We start from the raw sequence: 19,089 nt of genomic DNA on the forward strand, positions 1-19,089 counted from the left end.
GCCGAGCTGGTGGTGCTGGCGGCCAACCTGGAGGCCAATGCGGTGCGCATTGACCTGGTGGGGCTCACGGCCAAGGGCTTGGAGTTTGCCTGATCGAATGGAAAGGGGGGTGCCGCGGCAGGGGCCGCCCCCTCACACCGTGCCGGCGGTGGTCAGCAGCTGGCGCACCTGACCCGGCTTCAGGCTGCACTCCCCGCGCCCGAACCAGGGGCCCCAGCCCCGCAGGATCTTGCGGGAGAACCAGCCTCCTTCGGTGCTGTAGGCCTTGGTGGATGCGGCCACCGCACCCGTTTTTCGGTCCAGGTAGTCCGTCTGCTCCACGCTGATGGGGATCAGCCGGCCGGCGACCGTGCCGTGCCCCTTGTGGACCTGGCGCAGGTCGCGTGGATGGGCCACCTTGAAGTGGACCTGGACGGCGCTCTCCGGCCGGCACAGCGCCTCGAACTGCCGCGCCCCCGCGATCTCGTCGGCCATGGGCGCCACGAAGAGCAGCGGCGCAACCACCAGCCCCAACACCACCCTGGCGCCCAGGGCGACGGGAATCCGCTGGACCAGCTTGAACGCCAGTGCCGACGCAACGACCACCCAGAACAGGAGGACCAGCAGGAACAGAATGGCGGACATGGGTGCTTGCAGCAAGGGAATCAGGGGCTGGACGAATCTACCACCAGCCTCCCTGGCCTGGCTGCCCTCCCGTCGCCCCACCGGAGCCGGCCAGCGCACACTGGCGCGGCTCAAATGTCCATCGCCGGCCGGTGCTCCTCGGGCGGCACGAACTTCCACTGCCCCACCAGCAGCGAGAAAACGAAAGCCCCGGCCGCGAACAGCCCCAGCACGGCCAGCGCCATGCCCCACTCGCCGCCCAAGGCGCCGAAGGCGCTGGCGCGCACGGCCTTGATGGACCAGGTGAAGGGCAGCCAGGGGCTGATGTCGCGGTAGAAGGCGCTGGTCAGCTCCACCGGCAGCACGCCGCCTGCCGAGGACAGCTGCAGCACCATGAGGATCAGCGCGATGGCCTTGCCCACGTCGCCAAAGGCACGCACCAGCGCCAGGATGACGAGCATGAAGGTCAGCGAGGTGACCGCCATGGACAGCGCCAGCCCCAGGGTGTTGACGGCCTGTATGCCCAGCATGAACCAGACCATGAGCAGCACGCAGGCGGCCTGCACCAGGTTGACGCTCCACAGCACCGCGAGCTTGCCCAGCAGCAGCGACACGCGCGAGTAGCCCGCCGCCTCGTCGGGCAGACGGCGCAGGTGGAAGATGAAGGCCGTCATCACCGCGCCCAGCCACAGCGCGATGGGAATGAAGTTGGGCGCCAGGCCCATGCCGTTGTTCTTCACTGGCGCGTCGATCTCGATCTGCGGCTTGACCGAGATCGCCAGGCCGCTGGCCGTGCCCTCCATCCCCGGGCCGCCCGAGGGCAGCGAGGCCTCGAGCGTGTCGAGCCCCAGCACCAGCTGCGAGGAGCCGTCCCTCACCTTCAACAGGCCGGTGCGCAGCTCGCTGGCGGCGCCTGCCAGCGCCTTGCTGCCTTCCACCAGCTGGTCCACTTTTGCATCGGCCGGTACCTTGGCTGCCAGGGTGGATGCGCCGGCCGCGTAGGCGCCAAACCCGTCCGCCATCTGGGCCACGCCCTGGGACAGGGTCCCGGCCCCTTCGGCCAGCTTGGCCTGGCCCTGGCTGGCCTGCTGCAGTCCGCCGTGCAACTGGCTGGCGCCATCGGCCAGTTGCCCGGCGGCGCCAGAGACCTTGTCGCCGCCAAAGAGCAGCGACTTGGATTCATCGCGCAGCTGCCCGGCCCCATCGGCCAGGCGCTGCGCACCCTCTTCGAGCTGTGGCAGGGTGCGGCGCAGCTCCTCATGGCCGCCGGCCAGTTGCGTGGCGCCGCTCTTCAGGGCCTGCAGGTCCGTCGCCTCGGGCTTCTTCGCATCGAGCGTGCGCGCGCCTGCGCCCAGCTGCTTCATGCCATCGCCCAGCTGAGCCACTCCGCCGGAAAGCTCGGTGGCGCCCTTGGCCAACTGCGCCGACCCGCCCTCGGCCTTGCCCATGCCGCTGTGCAGCGCCGCCGCGCCCTCGCGCAGGCGGGCCACGCCCTCGTGCAGGCGCTGCAGGCTGTCAGCCGCCGAGGAACTGGCACCCAGCACCACCTCCCAGCGCTTTTCGTTGAGCGACTCGTTGACCTGGTGCCCCAGCTCCTCGGCAAAGCGCCGTGCAAAGCCGGCACCCGCGTAGTTGTTGCCCTCAGAGGCAAACACCACCAGCTTGCCGGCCCCGGGCGAGCCTGCAGCCATGGCCCCGGCGCTGAAATCGGCGGGGATGACCAGCGCGAACAGGCTCTTGCCCTGGCGCACGGCACGCCGGGCCGCATCGGGGTCGCCCTCTTCGTAGAAGCCGAACTGCTGCTTGTCCTTGAGCGTCTGCGCCAGCTCCATGCCCAGGTTCACCGCCTGGCCGTTGGCCATGGCGCCGCGGTCCAGGTTGACGATGGCGGCCGGCAGGTTGCCGGTGTGGCTGACGGGGTCCCACACCGATTCGAGGTAGATGAAGGCGTAGAACGCCGGGATCACCACCACGCCCAGCAGCGACCAGCGCAGCTTGGGAAAGCTGCGCAACAGCCGCGCCTCGAGCAGCGAGACGCGCAGTGCGTTGCGGAACAGGCGCATGGGCAGCGGGTCGGCTTTGGTGGTGTGGTGTTTTGCAAGGCAAGGCCGGACAGGTCCTTGCAGCGGTGCGCTGCAAGCCTCGTGGCAGCTTGCCTTTTTATGACCCGGAGTGTGCCTTGAACCGCGCGGATTCGCAGGCACTGCGCGCTCGGCGGCACCGCGTAAATGTGTAAAGATTTATGTAGCCAGCGGCCCTGCGGCCAGGCGCGCCCGCGCAGCCGGCGTGGCCAGGCAACTGGCCAGGGCTTCGTACCCGGCGGCACCACCATAGGGCGCGACCACCTGGGGCACGGTGTGGTTGGCCGGGCACAGCACGATGGTCTCGTGTGGGCCCACCAGATCCAGATCCAGGATGGCCGAGGATCTCGTCATGATGAACACCGGCGCGCCCTCCCCCTGCGCACCCTGCCGCGCGCGGCGGCGCAGCCAGTGCACCAGCGCCTCCTGCGTGGCGTGATCGAGGCCGTTTTCGATCATCTCCACCACCAGGGGCACGTGCGTCTTCTCGCCCGCCACGGCCTGCACCAGCACCCTCAGGGCCGGCGAGTCGATGGCTCCCTCCTCGCACAGCCAGGCCAGTTCAGCGTCAACGGTGGTGCCACCGGGTGCATCGCCCGGCGCTTCCCACCCCTGCCGGTCTTCATCCAGGTAGACGCAGCCGGGCAGCGCCGCTGCAATGCAGTGCATCAGCCGCGTCTTGCCGCTGCCCAGCGGCCCGACGATGTAGTTCAGGCGCCGCACCTCGGCCAGTTCGAACCACTCGCCATTCCAGGGCCAGGGCAGCGCAAACGACAACGGCGGCATCACAGGCATTTGCAGAGCACCGGCCCAGTTGCCGGTGGGCAACGGCCGGCCGGCGGCCATGCCAGCGCGCAAGGCCTTCACCTGGTCGATACAGCGGCGGGTGTGCTGGAACACATCCTCCAGCTCGGCCAGCCGCGCCGCCAGGGCCAGTTGCATGGCCTGGGCATCGCCCTGCAGCGCCGCAGCCACCTGCGCCAGCGAAAGGCCCAGCGTGCGCAGCTGCACCACCGTGCGCGCACGCTCCAGGTCGGTCTCGGCGTAAAGGCGGTAACCGGCCTCGGACCGCTCTGGCCGCAGCAGGCCATGGTCTTCGTAGATGCGCAGCGCCTTGGCCGAAACGCCCAGCGCCCGGCTGGCCTGCGCGGCGCTCCAGCGCCTGTGGGAAATCGACATGCCCGTCATCCTTTGTTCCATTGTCAAGGATGTCCATGCTCGGGCCGGCCCCTGGGGCCGGGTCAAGGCCTGGGGACTGCAAGGCCCTGGCGACCCCTGCGTGCCCGTGGGCCCGGGCCACTCACCTGGTGGTGGATGGGGCGTCCGCGCCACCGGGGGCACGGATCTTTTGCAGCTGCTTGCCAAACCACTGGGCGCTTGGCTGAACGGCGCCGTTGCAACGGACCTCGTAGGCCCGGCCCGAGGCGCTACTCGACGAGGCGGCCAGCTCGATGAACTTTTCGGCGCTGGGCAGTGTGCTGCGCTTTTCGATGTATTCCAGCTTGCGCAGCAGGTGGGTCTTGGCCTCCGCGGCGTTGTGCCACGAGCCATTGCGCTGGAACTCGCAGCCCGAGGACTGCAGCGCAGCCAGCAGCGCATCGATCTCGCCGCGCACCGGCGCGGCCGCAGGGGCTGCGCCTGAGAGGCCGGCAGCCAGGCAGAACCAAAGAACGATGAAAGTGCGCAGCATAGGTTTCGCCATGGTCAGAGAGGATACCTCGGCGGTACAGCGCCTCAGCACTCGTAGGGGCTGATCCTGAACACCCGTGGCGCGCCAGGCTGGCTGCAGCCCCTCACGCACCGGTACACAGGCCAGTGGCGGTCACCGCAGACCTTTTGGTTGCCGGGCACGCGGCGGTAGGCGGTGCCCGCCAGCACCGTGATGCCATCGGCGCGGCAGGCAAAGCCGGATACGCCGTCCGGCGCCAGCTGGCACTGGCTGTCGAAGGCAACCATGCCCGGCTCTGCGGGCTGGGCCGCACCGGGCAGCAGCTTTCCATCGGGCCGAAGGAGGTTCATCCCAATCATCAGCCTGTCGTACCCACAGCCCCCGTCGGTGACGGTGACCTCATGGGTGGCAGAGCGCCCGGTCCAGTCTTCGGAGCAGCCGGCATGCCCTGCCCCGCTCAGCAGTAAGGCAGCCGCCAGGACCAGGCATGCGCGCAAGGTCCTGTACACGGGCCGACCGATCAGATCGGCTGTGCGATCAGGTCGTGACCGCGCACGCCCACGATGCGGGCGCGCGTGAACTCGCCCACCTTCATGGTCTTGCTGATCTTCTCGGGCGGCAGCAGTTGCACCGTGCCGTCGATCTCGGGCGCATCGGCATACGTGCGGCCCACGCCGCCCTTGCGGCCCAGGCCCGGGGCGGAGTCGACCAGCACCTGCATGGTGGCGCCCACACGGCGCTGCAGGCGGGCGATGGAGACTTCTTCAGCCACGGCCATGAAACGGGCGCGGCGTTCCTCGCGCACTTCCATGGGCAGCATGCCGGGCAGCTCGTTGGCGGCGGCGCCGTTCACGTCGCTGTAGGCAAAGCAGCCCGCGCGGTCGATCTGCGCCTCGCGCACGAAGTCCAGCAGGTGTGCGAATTCTTCCTCGGTCTCACCGGGGAAGCCGGCGATGAAGGTGCTGCGGATGACCAGCTCGGGGCAGATCTCGCGCCAGCGCTGGATGCGCTCCAGGTTGCGCTCGCCGCTGGCAGGGCGCTTCATGCGCTTGAGCACGTCGGGGTGGCTGTGCTGCAGCGGCACGTCCAGGTAGGGCAGCACGCGGCCCGTGGCCATCAGGGGCAGCACGTCGTCCACGCTCGGGTACGGGTACACGTAGTGCAGGCGCACCCAGGCGCCATAGGGCTCGGCAATCTCGCCCAGGGTCTGCACCAGCTCCAGCATGCGCGTCTTCACGGGCTTGCCGTCCCAGAAGCCGGTGCGGTACTTCACGTCCACGCCATAGGCCGAGGTGTCCTGGCTGATCACCAGGAGCTCCTTCACGCCGCCTTCGAACAGGGCCTTGGCCTCGCTCAGCACGTCGCCGATGGGCCGCGACACCAGGTCGCCGCGCATCGAGGGGATGATGCAGAAGGTGCAGCGGTGGTTGCAGCCCTCGCTGATCTTGAGGTAGGCGTAGTGCTTGGGCGTGAGCTTCAGGCCCGCAATGCCGAAGTTGCCGGGCACCAGGTCAATGAAGGGGTCGTGCGGCTTGGGCAGGTTCAGGTGGACGGCGTCCATCACCTCCTGCGTGGCATGCGGGCCGGTCACGGCCAGCACGCTGGGGTGCATCTGGCGCACCATGTTGCCGCCATCCTCGCCGGCACGCGCGCCCAGGCAGCCGGTGACGATCACCCGGCCGTTCTCGGCCAGCGCCTCGCCAATGGTGTCCAGGCTTTCCTTGACGGCATCGTCGATGAAGCCGCAGGTGTTGACGATGACGAGATCCGCCCCCTGGAAGGTCTTGGAGGTTTCGTAACCCTCGGCGCTCAGCTGCGTCAGGATCAGTTCGGAATCGGTCAAAGCCTTGGGACAGCCCAGGCTGACAAATCCGACTTTGGGTGTTTTCGTGGGGGACAGTACTTCGCTCATATCCCCGTATTGTCCCAGTTCTGGGGGCAAAGGGGTATGGAGGGGGCTCTCCAGGGGCTGGCAGATGCCTTTTGGCGGGGCCCAGTGGCTGCCAGGGCGACGGTGCGCCTGGCCGCAAGGCCTGCGTGGCTACCCGCTCACCTCCACCCGCACCACATGCCCGCGCTCGATATGGCAGGTGAAATGGCGCCGCGCCGTGCCGTCCTGCAGGCATTCGAACGACAGGTCCCAGGGCTTGAACTCGTCGCCATCGGCCGGAATCGACAGGGCCACCCACTCGAAGGCCTCCCGCCAGTCGGCGGGAAACTGCCGGCGCACCCACTGCTCGTACTCGCCGACCAGCAGGTCCTCCCCTTTGTGGAAGGCCAGGTCGGGGTCCTGGGTGTAGCGCTCGAAAAACGCCACCTGCCCCGGCACGGGCTCGGACTCGCCCGGGGCCTCGATCGCCAGGGTAAGGGGGCGGCCCGCAAGCTGGGTCTCGCCTTCCCAGTAGGCACCGTGTTTGGCACGGATGAGCAGCAGGTCGCCGAAGACGGGGTGTTCGAGCCTGCGGCCCCCTCCCCCGAAAAGGCGTTGCAGAAAGCCCATGGCGACCTCCGCTTCGTTCGGGTCAGCGCTTGAGGCCGAAGGCCCCCAGCATCTGCTCTGTCTGTTTTTGCATCTGTTCCTGCATCTGCGTGAGCATGGACTGGGACTGCTCGACGTAGTTGCCCATCATGCCCTTGAGCATGGGCGACTGCAGGTTCATGAACTGGGCCCACATCTCGGGCGTGACGCTCTGGCTCTGCTCGGCCAGCTGGGCCTGCACGTCGGTGAAGGCCTGCACGTTCTTTTCGAGGTAGGCGCCCATGAAGCCCTGCATGGCATGGCCGTAGAAGCGGATGATGTTGGCCAGCACCGCCTCGGTGAACATGGGTGCGCCGCCGGCCTCTTCTTCCAGGATGATCTGCAGGAGGATGCTGCGCGTGAGGTCTTCACCCGTCTTGGCGTCGCGCACCACCACGTTGTGGTGGGCCATCACCAGCTCGCGCACTTCGGCCAGGGTGATGTAGGTGGAGGTGTCGGTATCGTACAGGCGGCGATTCGGGTACTTCTTGATCACGCGCTGTGCAGACTTGCCGCCGGCGGCGGGTGCTGCAGTTGCGGTTGCGGCTCCAGCGGGGGCGCTGCTCTTCTTGTCGGGCACTACGGACTCCTCGGGCGCTCGGGCCCATGTGTGACTGGTCTATGGCTATTGCAGTGCAACAGATTCTAGGCAGTCCCGGCCGTGCCACCGGCAAAGGAATACCCTGATTGGGAAGAGTCGCGCATTTGACAGCGCTGCCTGCCTGCGGGACGAAGGGTAGCGCGCCACAAAAGCCCCAGAAACGCCAAAGGGGCGCGCACTGCCGTGTGCCGCCCCTTTGGGTGCCGCGCGCGCAATGCGCCGGTCAGTGGTAGACGTAAGTGGCGCTGTAAGGCAGGGCCAGGCCCGACACGCTCAGCGTCATGGCGATGGCGCCAGTGCCTTCAATGACGTTGAAGGTGCAGGCCTTGACCGTCCAGTTGCCGGCCAGCGCGCTTTGCTGCTGGCTCTGGGTGATGGGCAGGCGCAGCGACGCATCGCTGCAGAACTCCTGCTGGCTCATCGGCCGCGTGACATTGACCAGGGTGATGGGGTTTTGCGCCGTGGACACGGCCGTCACGCGCACGTCCAGCAGGTGGCCGGTGCTTCCGACGCCGGTGAAGGGCGGGTTCGTCACCACGCCGCCATAGCTCACCAGCGAGAAGGAGGGATTGCCCAGGCTGACCTGGGTGAAGATATCCTTGCCCAGGGCCAGCCTGGGCACGAGCAGCAGGTTGCCGTTGCTGAGGAACTGGTTGTCCTCGCCTACCACGGCGGGATCACCGGCCTTGAGCACGCCCGCGTCCAGCAGCTTGATCACCACATTGAAGTACCTGGCGTTGTCGATCTGCAGCACGGGCAGGCTCAGCGTGCCGGTCGTGCCATCGAACACTGCCGGATCCGCTGCCTGGGCCCCGGCCATGGCGCTCACGAGAAACGCCGCAACCGCGAGGTTTTTGGGGTTCGGTTTCACGTCTGATCTCTCCTGAAAGCCCTTGCGGGCCTGTAACCGTTAACGTACATCGTAACCAACTGAGTCGGGCAACAATCTGCGAAACCCGACGTGGCGGCGTAGCACATGCACCACACCTTAATGGGTGTATTGTCAGCCAGGGTGGGGCCGCACGCTGGTGATCAAGAACACATCCAGATGCAGATAGCGCCTCATTTTTTAGCACCCACCGCCGCCATTCGTCTCACAGAGCATGGCAACACACACCAAGCAGACACATAAGAGCAGTCAACAGCACCAATGGCAGGCCAACGGGCGGCTTCATCTGCCCCAGGTATAGGCATTGGCTGGCATACGCAACCCGGGGACGGAGGTACGGTGGTTTACAGACCACCACCCTCACAGGAGTTCACCATGCCAGCACCCGCACCGCAGCCGATGCCCCCCATCGATACCCCGCCACTCGAGCAGCCGCCCCAACCGGCCTGGGCGCCCGAGCCGCCCCAGGGCGACCCGCCACCCGGCCCGGCAGAGTCGCCCGTGCAGGACCCGCCGCCTCATTTTTGAGCAGCCGTACGGGGGCGCAGTTCCCCCGGCTGTGCGCAAGGCGATGCGCGCGCACCTGCCGTGCGCGGGAAGTAAATATGGCCGCGAGGGCTGTGCAGCCCCCAGGATTTCCGCCCGCTTACCGGTTGGGCTGCGGCACCGCGGCGTAGTTGGAGGCGATGGCCTGTAGCACGGCACCGATCAGTGCGGCATCCCCCGCTTGGGTGGGTAGCACATCCTTGACAATCTGCACCGCATACTGAAGTTGTTCCTTGGCCAATGCCGCAGACATGGCGTTGCCCCGCTTTTCATTGGGGGCAGCGTCGCGGATGGTGAGGGACATGGGGTGCTTTCGCAGGAAGGAAAGCACAGAGTATGGACCTCCCCCAATGGCCCTATCGGTCGTATATTCCACGGGTGATGTGACCCCACCGTGACCCGCGCGCGCCCGGTGCTGCCCAGACAGCCGGTGCGCGGGCCCCTTGTTTCACACAGGGATGGATGAAAGGCAAGGCCCGGCAGGTGTTTTCTTCGCGAACCGACTCCCCAGGGTCTTCTGCCAAAGACCGCTCTTCGCTGCGGCTCGAACCGTGGCGGGTGTTCTTGTTCGTGTTTGCCCTGGCCGGGGTGGCCCTCGCCGTGCAGCTGTACACGGCGCGCCACGCCATCCGCGAGGTCGAGGTGGCCCGCCTGCAGGACGTGAGCCGCTATGTCTCGGAAAACCTCACGCGCCAGCTCAAGGGCCTGAACGAGGCGCTCACGCGCATCAGCCGGGACTACCGTGCCTCGGCGCTGGCGGTCTCGAGCGCCGACTCCTCGCGCCAGCTGCACCTGCTCACCGACGTGATCCAGGCCGTGCGCGGGCTGGCGGTGTACGACGCCAATGGCACGGCCGTGGCGTCCGACCGGGCCGTCGACGTGGGTCGCGACTTCTTTGCCAAGGAGTTCTTTCGCACCGTGCAGGGCCGGCCGGACCCGCATGCGCTCTACCTCTCGCGCCCCTCGGCATCGGACGACGAGGGCGTGGCGCTGCACCTGTCGCGCGCCGTGTTCGACGCCGCCGGGCAGTTCACGGGCGCGGTCACGGCCACGCTGGACGACGAGTTCTTTGCCTTCACCCTGCGCGCGGCGCTGTTCGCGCCCGACATGCGGGCCACCATGGCGCATGCCGATGGCGAGGTCTTCGTGACCGTGCCCAGCACGGGCTCCGAGCGCATGGCCAACCTGGCCAGGCCGGGCTCCGCGTTCGAGGCCCATGTCCAGAGCCAGCGCCAGAACACGGTGTACGAGGGCCTGGTGCCGGCCACCGGCCGCGAGCGGCTGGTGGTGCTGGCCAGCGTGAAGCCGCAGGGCCTGGGGCTGGACAACACCGTGGTGCTGGCCGTGAGCCGCGAGCGCTCGGAGGTCTACGCCCCCTGGTACGCCCAGGTGCGCCTGTATGTCACGCTGTATGCCGCCGTGCTGGTGCTGGCCACCGGCCTGCGCCTGTTTGAGCGCCGCCGCCTGCGCCGGCTGCTGGCGCAGGAAGAGGCCTCGCAGGCCGCGCTGCAGCTGACGGCGGCCCGCCTGGAGCGTGCGCTCGACGGCGCGCAGCTGGGCCTGTGGGAGCTGCAGGTGGACGCGCGCCAGCTGCGCATCGACGCCCGGGGCGCGCGCATGCTGGGCTACGGCGATGCCGAGGTGGTCCGCTCCGTCGATGAATGGACCGCCACACTGCACCCGGCCGACCGGGCCGGCAACACCGCCGCCTTCGCCAGCCACCTCAAGGGGGCCAGCCCGGCCTACGAAAACGAGTTCCGCGTCAGCGTGGGCAATGGCGGGCAGTTCGTGTGGCTGTTCAGCCGCGGCAAGGTGACCGAGCGCGCAGAGGGCGGCGCACCCCTGCGCATGATCGGCACCTTCATGGACATCACCGAGCGCAAGGCCAACGAGGCGGCCCTGGCGGATGCCGCCCTGCTGCAAAAGCGCTCCGGCGAGATCGCCCGGATCGGCGGCTGGACGCGGGACCTGGCCACCGGCCAGTCGCAATGGACCGACGAGGTCTACCGCATCCACGACCTGGAGCCCGGCAGCGCACCCGACCTGCCGCGCACGCTCGACTACTACACCCCGGCATCGCGGCCCCTCATCGACGCCGCCGTGGAAAGGTGCGTGCAGCACGGCACGCCCTGGGACCTGGAGCTGCAGATCGTCTCCGCCAAGGGGCGCCTGCTGTGGGTGCGCACGCAGGGCGAGGCCATCCGCCGCGATGGCGCCATCGTGCGCCTGGCGGGGGCCTTCCAGGACATCACGGCGCGCAAGCAGGCCGCGCTGGAGCTCGAGCGGCTCAACGCCACCCTGTCCGAGCTGTCCTACCAGGACGCGCTCACCGGCCTGGGCAACCGCCGCCTGTTCGACGACACGCTGCTGGCCGAGTGGGCGCGCAACGCGCGCCAGGGCTCGGCGCTGTCGCTGCTGATGGTGGACGTGGACTACTTCAAGCGCTTCAACGACCTGCACGGCCACCAGGCGGGCGACGAATGCCTCAGGCGCGTGGCCAGCGTGCTGCGCGATGCGCTGTGGCGCTCGCACGAGCGCGCCATGCGCTACGGCGGCGAGGAGTTCGCCATCCTGCTGCCCGAGACCACCATGGAAGGCGCCCGCCTGGTGGCGCAGCGGCTGCTGGACGCGATGGTGGCCGCGCGCATCGCCCACGGGGCCTCGCCGCTGGGGCCCTGGGTCACGCTGAGCATCGGCGTGGCCTGCGTCGCGCCATCGGCGGACGGCAGGCCCACCACCCTCACCCGGCGCGCCGACATGGCCCTCTACCAGGCCAAGGGCCAGGGCCGCGCGGGCTTTGCCACCGACGAGACGCCCGCGAGCGTGCTGTGACCCACAGGCCGATCCCGGCCGGCCGGCCAGGCGCCCCGCTCGGCGAACGCCAGGGCCGTGGCGAGGCCGGGGGCACAAGCACCCTGGGGCGCCTGGGGCTCAGAACACCGACAGCCCCGTCCTGGCCGTGAACATTTCCAGGGCACGCATGCCCAACAGCGAATTGCCGGTCCCGTCCAGCGCGGGCGACCAGACGCACAGGCTCAGGCGGTCGGGCACCACGGCCACGATGCCGCCGCCCACACCGCTCTTGCACGGCAGGCCGATGCGGAAGGCGAATTCACCGGCGGCATCGTAGGTGCCGCAGGTCAGCATCAGTGAGTTGATGCGGCGAGTCTGCCGCTCGGTGAGCAGTGGCTCACCGCTGAACGGGTGGCGGCCGTCGCGGCACAGGTAGCCGGTGGCGCGCGCCAGCTGCAGGCAGCTCATGCCCACCGCGCAGTGGTGGAAGTAGGCATCCAGCACGGCGGCGACATCGTTGTCGATCTTGCCGAAGCTCTTCATGAAGTTGCCCAGCGCAATGTTGCGAAAGCCGGTGGCCGCCTCGGAGGCAGCCACCTCTTCGTCGAAGTGCACCGGCTCGTTGCACAGGCTGGACAGCAGCTCCAGCATGGCGACCTTGGCATCGCCCCGGCTGACCAGGCGGTCGGTGACGGCGATGGCGCCCGCGTTGATGAAGGGATTGCGCGGCATGCCCTGCTCGGCTTCGAGCTGCACCAGCGAGTTGAACGGGTTGCCCGAGGGCTCGCGGCCGATGCGCTCCCACAGGCTGTCCCCCAGGGCCTGCATGCCCAGGGTCAGCGCGAAGAGCTTGGAGATGCTCTGGATCGAGAACGGCGTGGCGCTGTCGCCGGCCTGCGCCTCCTGGCCGTCGCAGGTGCGCAGCGCGATGCCGAACTGCGCTGCCGGCACCCGCGCCAGCGCCGGGATGTAGTTGGCCACCTGGCCCTCGGCCCCGAGCTCTGGGCGCAAGGCCTGGACGATTTCTTCAAGAACGGGCTGGAACTGCATGCGCCGATTATCGGCCTGCGGGCAGACAGGGGTCACCGGCGCTCATCGGCTCTCATCGGCGCTCCACGCTGCCATCCAGCAGGGCGCGCACCCGGCGCGCCATGTCGTCCACCTCGAAGGGCTTGGTGAGGATCTCCATGCCGGGGGAGACAAACGGCTGCGAGGCCGAGACCTTCTCGGCATAGCCGGTCATGAACAGGATCTTCAGGTCCGGCCGCTCGGCGCTGGCCGCCTCGGCCACCTGGCGGCCGTTGAGCCCCGGCAGGCCGACGTCAGTGATGAGCAGGTCGATGCGCCGCTCGCGCACCCGCAGCTGGTCCAGCCCCGAGAGGCCGTCGTGCGCCTCCAGCACCTGGTAGCCCAGGTCGCGCAACACCTCGGCCACCATCTCGCGCACCAGGGTTTCGTCCTCCACCACCAGGATCACCTCGCCCCTGGCCGCTGCCGCCGTGGCGGCGGGCGCGGGCAATGGGTGAGCGGGACGGTCCTCGGCATGGAAGTGGGCCGGCAGGTAGATACGGACCGTGGTGCCCTGCCCGTACTCGCTGAAGATGCGTGCATGGCCTTCGGACTGGCGGGTGAAGCCATAGATCATCGACAGTCCCAGGCCCGAGCCCTCGCCCACCGCCTTGGTGGTGAAGAAGGGCTCGAAGGCATGGGCCAGGGTCTCGGCCGTCATGCCCGTGCCCGTGTCGGTTACGCTGATGCACACGTAGAGGCCGGGCTTGACGCCGTGCAGGGCGGCGGCATAGGCCGCGTCGAGCTCGGCGTTCTGGGTTTCGATGGTCAGGCGGCCGCCGGCCGGCATGGCGTCACGGGCGTTGATGGCCAGGTTGAGGATGGCGCTTTCGAGCTGGTTCTCGTCGCACAGCGTGGTCCACAGCGTGGGCGACAGCTGCAGCGCAAGCTCCACCTTTTCGCCGATGGTCTGGCGCAGCAGATCCTGCATGGACATCACCAGGGGATTGGCCCGCACGGCCTTGGGATCGAGCGGCTGGCGGCGCGAGAACGCCAGCAGCCGGTGCGTGAGCCCCGCCGCGCGCGAGGTGGAGGACAGGGCCCGCCCCACGTAGGTGTCCAGGTCGGCCGCAGCGCCCTGCACGCCCTGCCCCAGCCGTTTGCGCAGCAGCTGCAGGTTGCCCATGATCCCCTGCAGCAGGTTGTTGAAGTCGTGCGCGATGCCGCCGGTGAGCTGGCCCACGGCCTCCATCTTCTGTGCCTGGCGCAGCGCCTCCTCGTGCAGGCGCAGCTGCTCGCTGCGCTCGGCGACCTGCGACTCCAGCGTGGCGTTGAGCGTCTGCAGTGCGGCCTCGGCCTTGCGGCGCTCTTCGATCTCGCGCTGCGCGGCCTCGAACAGACGTGCATTGTCGATGGCAATGGCCGCCTCGGCCGCGAGCAGCGCCACCGAGCGTTCGGAGCGCTCGGTGAACACCCCCGCACGGGAGTGACCGAAGAACAGCCCGCCGATCACTTCGCTGGCGCGGTTGACCACCGGCACCGCCAGGTAGCTGGTCACGGCCAGATGGCCCTTGGGCATGCCGTGGTAGGGCGCGCTGTGGCCATAGCGCGGGTCCTGGGTGATGTCGTCCGAGCGCACGATGCCCTCGCCCCCGAAGGTGGGGCCGAACACCGCCGTATTGCGCGGCATGGGAAAGTCCTCGAACGCCGCGCGCGGTGCCCCCGACAGGGTGTACAGGGTGTAGCTCTCGCCGGCTTCATTCACCAGGTTGTAGAAGAACGCCCCAAACTGCGCGCCGGTGACCTCCACGCCAGCATCGGTCACCGCCTGCACCACCTTGGCCAGGTCGTTCTCGCGCGCCAGCGTGGCGCCGGCGCGGTTGAGCACCTCGAGCGTGCGCTTTTCCTCGCGCAGCGCGTCCTCGGACACCTTCCACTGCGTGCGGTCGCGCAGCACCTTCACAAAGGCCACGGGCGCGGCAGCAGGGTCGGTCACTGGCGTGAGTTCGCCCACGGCCCAGAAGCGCGAACCATCGGAGCGCATGCGCCAGCCCTCGTGGCCGCCCCGGCCCTTGGCCAGGGCATCGGCCATCTCCTCGGTCACGCGCGCCTGGGGGTTCGTCTCCTCGGGGAAGATGCACAGCAGCGTCTGGCCGCGCATCTCGTCCTCGGTCCAGCCCAGCAGGCGCACGGCACCGGGGTTCCAGCTGAGCACGGCGCCACGGCTGTCCAGCGCGATGATGGCCGTGTCGGTGGCACTGTTGATGACGGTGGATAACGCGGCTGCGCTCAGTTGCATGGGGTGTCTCGTTGAACACGTTCTTGTGGGCAGATGGGTCCCCGCTCGGGAATAGCCCACCAATGGCCCAATGATGGCGCACTGTACCTTCTCAAACCCATTTGAACCACCGGGTGTTCATGGGGTGGGCACGCTCTGACCCGCCCCACCTTCAACCGGGTGCGGGATCGGGCAGCGCCATGCACTGCGCGAAGAAGGCATCGAGCTCGGTGGATTTGTCGAACACGCCATCGGCGCCCAGCGCCTGGCAGCGGCGGCGCATGTCGGGCGTGGCGTAGTTGGAGAGCACGTAGACATGCTGGCCGGGATTGCGCTGGCGCACGGCCTGCAGCACTTCCAGGCCGGAGCCGGCGGCCAGGAACAGGTCCACTACCATCAGCTGCCACTGGCCGTGCCAGCGTTCCAGCGCGTGCCGGGCGCCGGTGGCCGTGGCGGCAATGGCAACAACGCGTGCATTGGCCAGCTCCTCCAATGCCGGGACCAGGGTCTCACTGATCATTTTGTTGTCTTCGACAAGGATGGTGATGAAAGGCATCGTGGACCGTGCCGGTTACACCGGATAGAGGGAAGCTGCCTACAATCTAAGCGCGCAACCGAATCCGGCGTGTAGGCATATGCCCCGCGTGTAGGGGCTGCTACACGATTGTGTGATCTTTTCCACCACTGAGCCTGAAATATGTCCCGTGATGCCACCCCACCCCAGGCCGCAGAAATCGCCGATGTGCTGAACCAGAACGCCGAAGCGGCCGAGCAGATCAAGGCCACGGCCAGCGAACTCAACGTGGTTCACGCCGTGCTGTCCACGCAAATCCCGCCCGATTCGCTGGAGGGTGACCTGCAGGCCGCCGTGGAACGCACCGACGAGCTGGAGCAGCAGCTCAACGAGACGGCCGAAGCACTCGAAAAGTCCAACGACCTGCTGCGCGAGATCGACGCCAAGCAAAGCGCCGCCGCCAAGACCCAGAAATAGGCAGACAGAAACGCGGCCCGCCAGTTGTGGCCTGCGTGCGACGGCCGCCCGGGCAGCGGCATCATCCTACAGCCGCGCCCCGGATGCCTGCGCACACTGTACTTTTGCGCAGCCGCGGAGGCCCCATGGCCACTCAGTCCCCATCACCCGACAGCAAGCCCCGCAAGGACCCGGACCGCCCCACCCCGGCCTTCACGGAAACCGATGCCACCGCGGGAAAGCGCAAGCCTGCGGACACGGCGCCCGAGCGCGGTGACACGACACCCAACGCCCCGGCACCCCACCCGCCCGAGTCAGATGTGAATCCCGAGACCCCGGCAAGCATCAATTCACCCTGACGGAACCCTGCACCCGCCGAAAGCCATGGCGCTTGGGCCGCGGGGGCTCACAGCGGCGTCAGCGCCTCGGGCAGGCACGACTCCTCATGCCCCACCAGGCGGATCCACATGCCGGTTTTGCGGATGATGATGTAGTCGACGGTGACGACGCGGCCTTTGTAGAGGAATTGGGAGCCGGGTTTGTACAGGACCATGGAGCGGGCGAAGAAGGCAGATTGCAGACAGAAAAGGCGTCTGCAAGAAACAGGCCTCCATGGTGCCTGCAGCGGTGCCCTCCGGTTGTGACAGCCGCCAAAAACCTGGTGCCCCGATGGGCTGTTGCTTGACGTATTGCGGCCCGCAGCGGCTTGGCGTCCACGGGCAAAAATGCACCTGCGCTGGCGTGTCAGTGCTCGCCGATGGTCAGGCCGTGTGCAGGCGTGTCCGCACGCGGGGACGGGGCCGACGCCGATTGCGCCGACAGGGGCTGGGACGCCACGGGCAGGTGGCTCAGCACGCTGGCCTTGATCTCGGGCCCGGCCATCTTGAAGGCCACCACGGCCGCGACCAGGAGCACCGCGATGGTGGCGGCCACGCCGAACACCCGCGAATCACCCGCACCGTCAGCGCCCTGCAGCATGCCGTAGTGGCCCGATGTGTTGCTCATGCTTTTCATGTGGTTGCTCCTGGCTTGTGTGGTGCACTGAAGTTAACGGCCGGCGGGCGTCCGGGCTGTCGGACAAATGCCATTCCTGGCTGCGGAAAACCCCCACCCCCGTCAGCCCCTGGCCGCATGAAAAAAGCCGCCCTGAAGGGCGGCTTTGCGGCATGGATTTGGCAGCAGAAAGCGCTTTTTACATACGGTTCCAGGGCCACTCGCCGCACCTGGACTGCGATACCGTCACATTCGCCAGGCGGCGCATGGCGGTGTCGTCGTAGATGTAGCTCAGCCGCACACCCGCCTGCAGGTCGGGCACCACATGCGGATCACGGCACAGCGTGCCCATCAGCTCGCGCTCCACCACGGCCTCGAAGTCCGGCCGCACCCCGGCCGGGCTTACCAGGAACTTCACCGTCACATGCCGGCCCGCATGCGTGGCCGAGGTGGACAGGATGCGCCCGTCGCGCCGTTCGCGCGCGTCGGAGTTGTACTCCTCGGCCAGGCGCTTGGCCCGCGCCTCGGCGCTCAGGCGCGGCGTGCGCTCTCCCGGCACACGGGCCATGAGGAAGTTCTCGTCGCACACGCGCAGGGCGATCTGGATGCCCGTGGGCGTGGGCTTGTTGGTGGCGTTGTCCACACAGCGGTCGTACTGCGCGCGCGCCCTGGGGCCCAGCTCATCGCGCGAGCGCAAGGGATAGTCCTGCGCCATGGCGGCGCAGGACAACAGCAGCGCAGCGCCCAGAGCGGCGCCGCGTGCCAGTGGATGCATGGTACTCATGGTGGATTTCCCCCAGGTTCTTGTGTGTTGGTGTGTTCATGCCGGGTGCCTTCGTACACGCCGACGAGCCTGCAGTCTGCTCGCGCCCCGCCCCTGCGACAAGCTGTGTTGCCTGCGGTAACCAGCCCAGGCTGCGCCCTGCCTTCAGCCTGCGGCAAACGTCACCACGGCCACCAGCAGCAGCACCGCGGCGGCTGCCAGCCACATGACGCGGGGGCTGTACTGGCCAAACTCCAGCTCACCGTCGTCTGCCAAGCCGGCATCGGCAAAGGACATCTGGCGCTGGAATGGTTTGCTGGTGTTCATGGTGCTCTCCCGGGTTGGATGTATGCAAAGGTAGCTGGCCAACCCAGCCGTCCGTGTCAGACAAGTTCCCATCCTCGCAGCAGACGGACCCGATCGCACTTTGGAAATGGGTGCGGATGTGACATACCGCACGAAGAGCGCACGAAAAAGGAGGGGAGGAAAAGGAGAGGACGCAAGGATGGATCGCAGGAGCGGCGGCTACTCGAACACCTTGCCGCTGTGCTCGCACACCCAGCTGCGCGCGTGGGCCAGGGCCTCGTCCTCGGTATCGAACGCGTCCTCGGGGCCTACGTTGAGCACCTCGCCCCCGGTCAGCTCCACCGACACCACCGACCATTTCTCACCGCGCACCAGGGTCACCCAGCAGCTGTCCGAATCGCTGCACCGCAAGCGGTGCTCCGTTGTCACCATGGCCATCGGCAGGTCCTTTTCTGTCCACGCTGGCAACCCCGCAGGGCAGCACGCCAGCACATCGATGGACCACTGTACGGCGGGTGGGCGGCCCCGCGCGTCAGCCAATGCCTACAAAAACACCCTCGCCTGCCGTGCGCCGCCCCAGGTCAGGACGGCAGTGCCTCGGTGTCGAGCCGCAGCTTGTGCGCCATGGCATGCTGCAAGGCGGTGGCCACCCCGCTGCGCTGGTACCGTCCGCCGGAGAACGGGAACGGCTGGCCATCCGGCAGCACCCATTGGTTCGATGCGGCCTTGAAACGCACGAAGGCCAGGACCACATCGCCCTGCAGCGGCACCCGCGATGCGCAGCTGAACACGGCGACCCGGTCCATGTAGTTCTCGCCGCCCAGAATCCAGCGGCGGGACAGGTCGATGTCACCCACCGGCGTGCCGAAGGTCAGCAGCTTCTCGCCATCGCCGCTGTGCTGGCCTACCGTGATGCCCAGGGTTGCCAGGGCACTGCGGTATTCGTCGACCAGCGCCAGGAACTCGCGCAGCGCCGAGCCCGACTCCTGCGCGGAGTACGCGATCCTGTGCGGCGTGACCGCGTCCAGGTAGTCGGTGAACTTCGCTGCCATACCGTCTTCTCCGATGCTG

General features: G+C 68.0%; 23 protein-coding genes. 4 read left to right on the top strand and 19 right to left on the bottom strand.

Annotation, left to right across the window (positions count from 1 at the left end; all coding sequences use genetic code 11):
• Positions 1-132 precede the first annotated feature (132 nt).
• The 9 genes from PMI14_RS24085 to PMI14_RS24125 all read right to left on the bottom strand — a co-directional run bounded on the left by PMI14_RS24085 (position 133) and on the right by PMI14_RS24125 (position 8,343).
• On the bottom strand, positions 133-624 hold the full coding sequence (locus tag PMI14_RS24085) for a hypothetical protein (protein WP_007858215.1): 492 nt from the start codon (positions 622-624) through the stop codon (positions 133-135).
• A gap of 110 nt (positions 625-734) precedes the next feature.
• Complete coding sequence (locus PMI14_RS24090) at positions 735-2,666, bottom strand: YhgE/Pip domain-containing protein (RefSeq protein WP_007858216.1); 1,932 nt, start codon at positions 2,664-2,666, stop codon at positions 735-737.
• A 177-nt stretch (positions 2,667-2,843) separates the two neighbouring features.
• Entirely contained in the window at positions 2,844-3,863 is a 1,020-nt protein-coding gene (locus tag PMI14_RS24095; protein ID WP_007858217.1) for a MerR family transcriptional regulator, read from the bottom strand.
• A gap of 121 nt (positions 3,864-3,984) precedes the next feature.
• The gene (locus tag PMI14_RS24100; protein ID WP_202948983.1) at positions 3,985-4,386 is read right to left on the bottom strand and encodes a DUF5329 family protein; all 402 of its coding nucleotides are present in this window, start codon (positions 4,384-4,386) and stop codon (positions 3,985-3,987) included.
• A 32-nt stretch (positions 4,387-4,418) separates the two neighbouring features.
• The gene (locus PMI14_RS24105) at positions 4,419-4,703 is read right to left on the bottom strand and encodes a hypothetical protein (RefSeq protein ID WP_035205481.1); all 285 of its coding nucleotides are present in this window, start codon (positions 4,701-4,703) and stop codon (positions 4,419-4,421) included.
• 170 nt (positions 4,704-4,873) lie between these two features.
• Positions 4,874-6,265, bottom strand: a complete 1,392-nt coding sequence (gene rimO / locus PMI14_RS24110; RefSeq protein ID WP_007858220.1) for a 30S ribosomal protein S12 methylthiotransferase RimO — start codon at positions 6,263-6,265, stop codon at positions 4,874-4,876.
• Between the two features lie 129 nt (positions 6,266-6,394).
• Positions 6,395-6,853 (bottom strand): hypothetical protein, encoded by a 459-nt coding sequence (locus PMI14_RS24115; protein ID WP_007858221.1) that lies wholly within the window; start codon positions 6,851-6,853, stop codon positions 6,395-6,397.
• Between the two features lie 22 nt (positions 6,854-6,875).
• Positions 6,876-7,451: a polyhydroxyalkanoate synthesis repressor PhaR gene (phaR, locus tag PMI14_RS24120; RefSeq protein ID WP_007858222.1), complete on the bottom strand. Its 576-nt coding sequence runs from the start codon at positions 7,449-7,451 to the stop codon at positions 6,876-6,878.
• 244 nt (positions 7,452-7,695) lie between these two features.
• Positions 7,696-8,343, bottom strand: coding sequence for a hypothetical protein (locus PMI14_RS24125; RefSeq protein ID WP_007858224.1), 648 nt, complete (start codon positions 8,341-8,343; stop codon positions 7,696-7,698).
• A 393-nt stretch (positions 8,344-8,736) separates the two neighbouring features.
• Here PMI14_RS24125 and PMI14_RS35040 point away from each other — a divergent pair, with 393 nt between their 5' ends.
• On the top strand, positions 8,737-8,889 hold the full coding sequence (locus PMI14_RS35040) for a hypothetical protein (protein WP_007858225.1): 153 nt from the start codon (positions 8,737-8,739) through the stop codon (positions 8,887-8,889).
• Between the two features lie 118 nt (positions 8,890-9,007).
• Here the strand turns inward: PMI14_RS35040 and PMI14_RS24130 are convergent, their stop codons facing one another.
• Positions 9,008-9,211: a hypothetical protein gene (locus PMI14_RS24130; protein ID WP_007858227.1), complete on the bottom strand. Its 204-nt coding sequence runs from the start codon at positions 9,209-9,211 to the stop codon at positions 9,008-9,010.
• A gap of 266 nt (positions 9,212-9,477) precedes the next feature.
• Here PMI14_RS24130 and PMI14_RS33700 point away from each other — a divergent pair, with 266 nt between their 5' ends.
• Positions 9,478-11,739 (top strand): GGDEF domain-containing protein, encoded by a 2,262-nt coding sequence (locus PMI14_RS33700; RefSeq protein ID WP_238541898.1) that lies wholly within the window; start codon positions 9,478-9,480, stop codon positions 11,737-11,739.
• Between the two features lie 99 nt (positions 11,740-11,838).
• Here PMI14_RS33700 and PMI14_RS24140 read toward each other — a convergent pair whose 3' ends face one another.
• From PMI14_RS24140 to PMI14_RS24150, 3 genes are all read right to left on the bottom strand, one after another.
• A complete protein-coding gene (locus tag PMI14_RS24140) occupies positions 11,839-12,750 on the bottom strand; it encodes a glutaminase (RefSeq protein ID WP_007858232.1) in 912 nt (303 codons plus the stop codon).
• 52 nt (positions 12,751-12,802) lie between these two features.
• Entirely contained in the window at positions 12,803-15,007 is a 2,205-nt protein-coding gene (locus PMI14_RS24145) for a response regulator (RefSeq protein WP_007858233.1), read from the bottom strand.
• 151 nt (positions 15,008-15,158) lie between these two features.
• A complete protein-coding gene (locus PMI14_RS24150; RefSeq protein ID WP_007858234.1) occupies positions 15,159-15,542 on the bottom strand; it encodes a response regulator in 384 nt (127 codons plus the stop codon).
• A gap of 141 nt (positions 15,543-15,683) precedes the next feature.
• Here PMI14_RS24150 and PMI14_RS24155 point away from each other — a divergent pair, with 141 nt between their 5' ends.
• Positions 15,684-15,977, top strand: coding sequence for a hypothetical protein (locus PMI14_RS24155; RefSeq protein WP_007858235.1), 294 nt, complete (start codon positions 15,684-15,686; stop codon positions 15,975-15,977).
• Positions 15,978-16,102: 125 nt separating this feature from the next.
• Entirely contained in the window at positions 16,103-16,315 is a 213-nt protein-coding gene (locus tag PMI14_RS35045; RefSeq protein ID WP_007858236.1) for a hypothetical protein, read from the top strand.
• Positions 16,316-16,362: 47 nt separating this feature from the next.
• On the opposite strand, the gene PMI14_RS35345 is transcribed toward PMI14_RS35045, so the two are convergent.
• The 6 genes from PMI14_RS35345 to PMI14_RS24175 all read right to left on the bottom strand — a co-directional run bounded on the left by PMI14_RS35345 (position 16,363) and on the right by PMI14_RS24175 (position 19,070).
• Positions 16,363-16,509, bottom strand: a complete 147-nt coding sequence (locus PMI14_RS35345) for a hypothetical protein (protein WP_007858237.1) — start codon at positions 16,507-16,509, stop codon at positions 16,363-16,365.
• Positions 16,510-16,700: 191 nt separating this feature from the next.
• A complete protein-coding gene (locus tag PMI14_RS24160) occupies positions 16,701-16,961 on the bottom strand; it encodes a hypothetical protein (protein ID WP_146187979.1) in 261 nt (86 codons plus the stop codon).
• A gap of 187 nt (positions 16,962-17,148) precedes the next feature.
• Entirely contained in the window at positions 17,149-17,733 is a 585-nt protein-coding gene (locus PMI14_RS24165; RefSeq protein ID WP_007858245.1) for a hypothetical protein, read from the bottom strand.
• A 144-nt stretch (positions 17,734-17,877) separates the two neighbouring features.
• Positions 17,878-18,039, bottom strand: a complete 162-nt coding sequence (locus PMI14_RS35050) for a hypothetical protein (RefSeq protein WP_007858247.1) — start codon at positions 18,037-18,039, stop codon at positions 17,878-17,880.
• Between the two features lie 198 nt (positions 18,040-18,237).
• Entirely contained in the window at positions 18,238-18,456 is a 219-nt protein-coding gene (locus PMI14_RS24170) for a hypothetical protein (protein WP_007858249.1), read from the bottom strand.
• Between the two features lie 143 nt (positions 18,457-18,599).
• Positions 18,600-19,070 carry a hypothetical protein gene (locus PMI14_RS24175; protein ID WP_007858255.1) on the bottom strand — a complete coding sequence of 157 codons (471 nt, stop codon included), beginning with the start codon at positions 19,068-19,070 and terminating at the stop codon, positions 18,600-18,602.
• Positions 19,071-19,089 lie beyond the last annotated feature (19 nt).

Origin of the sequence: Acidovorax sp. CF316, from assembly GCF_000276605.1 — a bacterium.
GTDB lineage: Bacteria > Pseudomonadota > Gammaproteobacteria > Burkholderiales > Burkholderiaceae_C > Acidovorax.

Excerpts from the sequence above, each read along its gene's own strand:
- PMI14_RS24175 (WP_007858255.1), bottom strand. The coding sequence starts at position 19,070 with ATGGCAGCGAAGTTCACCGACTACCTGGACGCGGTCACGCCGCACAGG.
- PMI14_RS24130 (WP_007858227.1), bottom strand. The coding sequence starts at position 9,211 with ATGTCCCTCACCATCCGCGACGCTGCCCCCAATGAAAAGCGGGGCAAC.
- PMI14_RS24140 (WP_007858232.1), bottom strand. The coding sequence starts at position 12,750 with ATGCAGTTCCAGCCCGTTCTTGAAGAAATCGTCCAGGCCTTGCGCCCA.
- PMI14_RS24085 (WP_007858215.1), bottom strand. The coding sequence starts at position 624 with ATGTCCGCCATTCTGTTCCTGCTGGTCCTCCTGTTCTGGGTGGTCGTT.
- PMI14_RS24105 (WP_035205481.1), bottom strand. The coding sequence starts at position 4,703 with ATGAACCTCCTTCGGCCCGATGGAAAGCTGCTGCCCGGTGCGGCCCAG.
- PMI14_RS24095 (WP_007858217.1), bottom strand. The coding sequence starts at position 3,863 with ATGTCGATTTCCCACAGGCGCTGGAGCGCCGCGCAGGCCAGCCGGGCG.
- PMI14_RS35040 (WP_007858225.1), top strand. The coding sequence starts at position 8,737 with ATGCCAGCACCCGCACCGCAGCCGATGCCCCCCATCGATACCCCGCCA.
- PMI14_RS35050 (WP_007858247.1), bottom strand. The coding sequence starts at position 18,039 with ATGAACACCAGCAAACCATTCCAGCGCCAGATGTCCTTTGCCGATGCC.
- PMI14_RS24115 (WP_007858221.1), bottom strand. The coding sequence starts at position 6,853 with ATGGGCTTTCTGCAACGCCTTTTCGGGGGAGGGGGCCGCAGGCTCGAA.
- PMI14_RS24155 (WP_007858235.1), top strand. The coding sequence starts at position 15,684 with ATGTCCCGTGATGCCACCCCACCCCAGGCCGCAGAAATCGCCGATGTG.
- PMI14_RS24100 (WP_202948983.1), bottom strand. The coding sequence starts at position 4,386 with ATGGCGAAACCTATGCTGCGCACTTTCATCGTTCTTTGGTTCTGCCTG.
- PMI14_RS24160 (WP_146187979.1), bottom strand. The coding sequence starts at position 16,961 with ATGAGCAACACATCGGGCCACTACGGCATGCTGCAGGGCGCTGACGGT.
- PMI14_RS24090 (WP_007858216.1), bottom strand. The coding sequence starts at position 2,666 with ATGCGCCTGTTCCGCAACGCACTGCGCGTCTCGCTGCTCGAGGCGCGG.
- PMI14_RS24145 (WP_007858233.1), bottom strand. The coding sequence starts at position 15,007 with ATGCAACTGAGCGCAGCCGCGTTATCCACCGTCATCAACAGTGCCACC.
- PMI14_RS24170 (WP_007858249.1), bottom strand. The coding sequence starts at position 18,456 with ATGGCCATGGTGACAACGGAGCACCGCTTGCGGTGCAGCGATTCGGAC.
- PMI14_RS35045 (WP_007858236.1), top strand. The coding sequence starts at position 16,103 with ATGGCCACTCAGTCCCCATCACCCGACAGCAAGCCCCGCAAGGACCCG.
- PMI14_RS24150 (WP_007858234.1), bottom strand. The coding sequence starts at position 15,542 with ATGCCTTTCATCACCATCCTTGTCGAAGACAACAAAATGATCAGTGAG.
- PMI14_RS24165 (WP_007858245.1), bottom strand. The coding sequence starts at position 17,733 with ATGAGTACCATGCATCCACTGGCACGCGGCGCCGCTCTGGGCGCTGCG.
- PMI14_RS35345 (WP_007858237.1), bottom strand. The coding sequence starts at position 16,509 with ATGGTCCTGTACAAACCCGGCTCCCAATTCCTCTACAAAGGCCGCGTC.
- rimO (WP_007858220.1), bottom strand. The coding sequence starts at position 6,265 with ATGAGCGAAGTACTGTCCCCCACGAAAACACCCAAAGTCGGATTTGTC.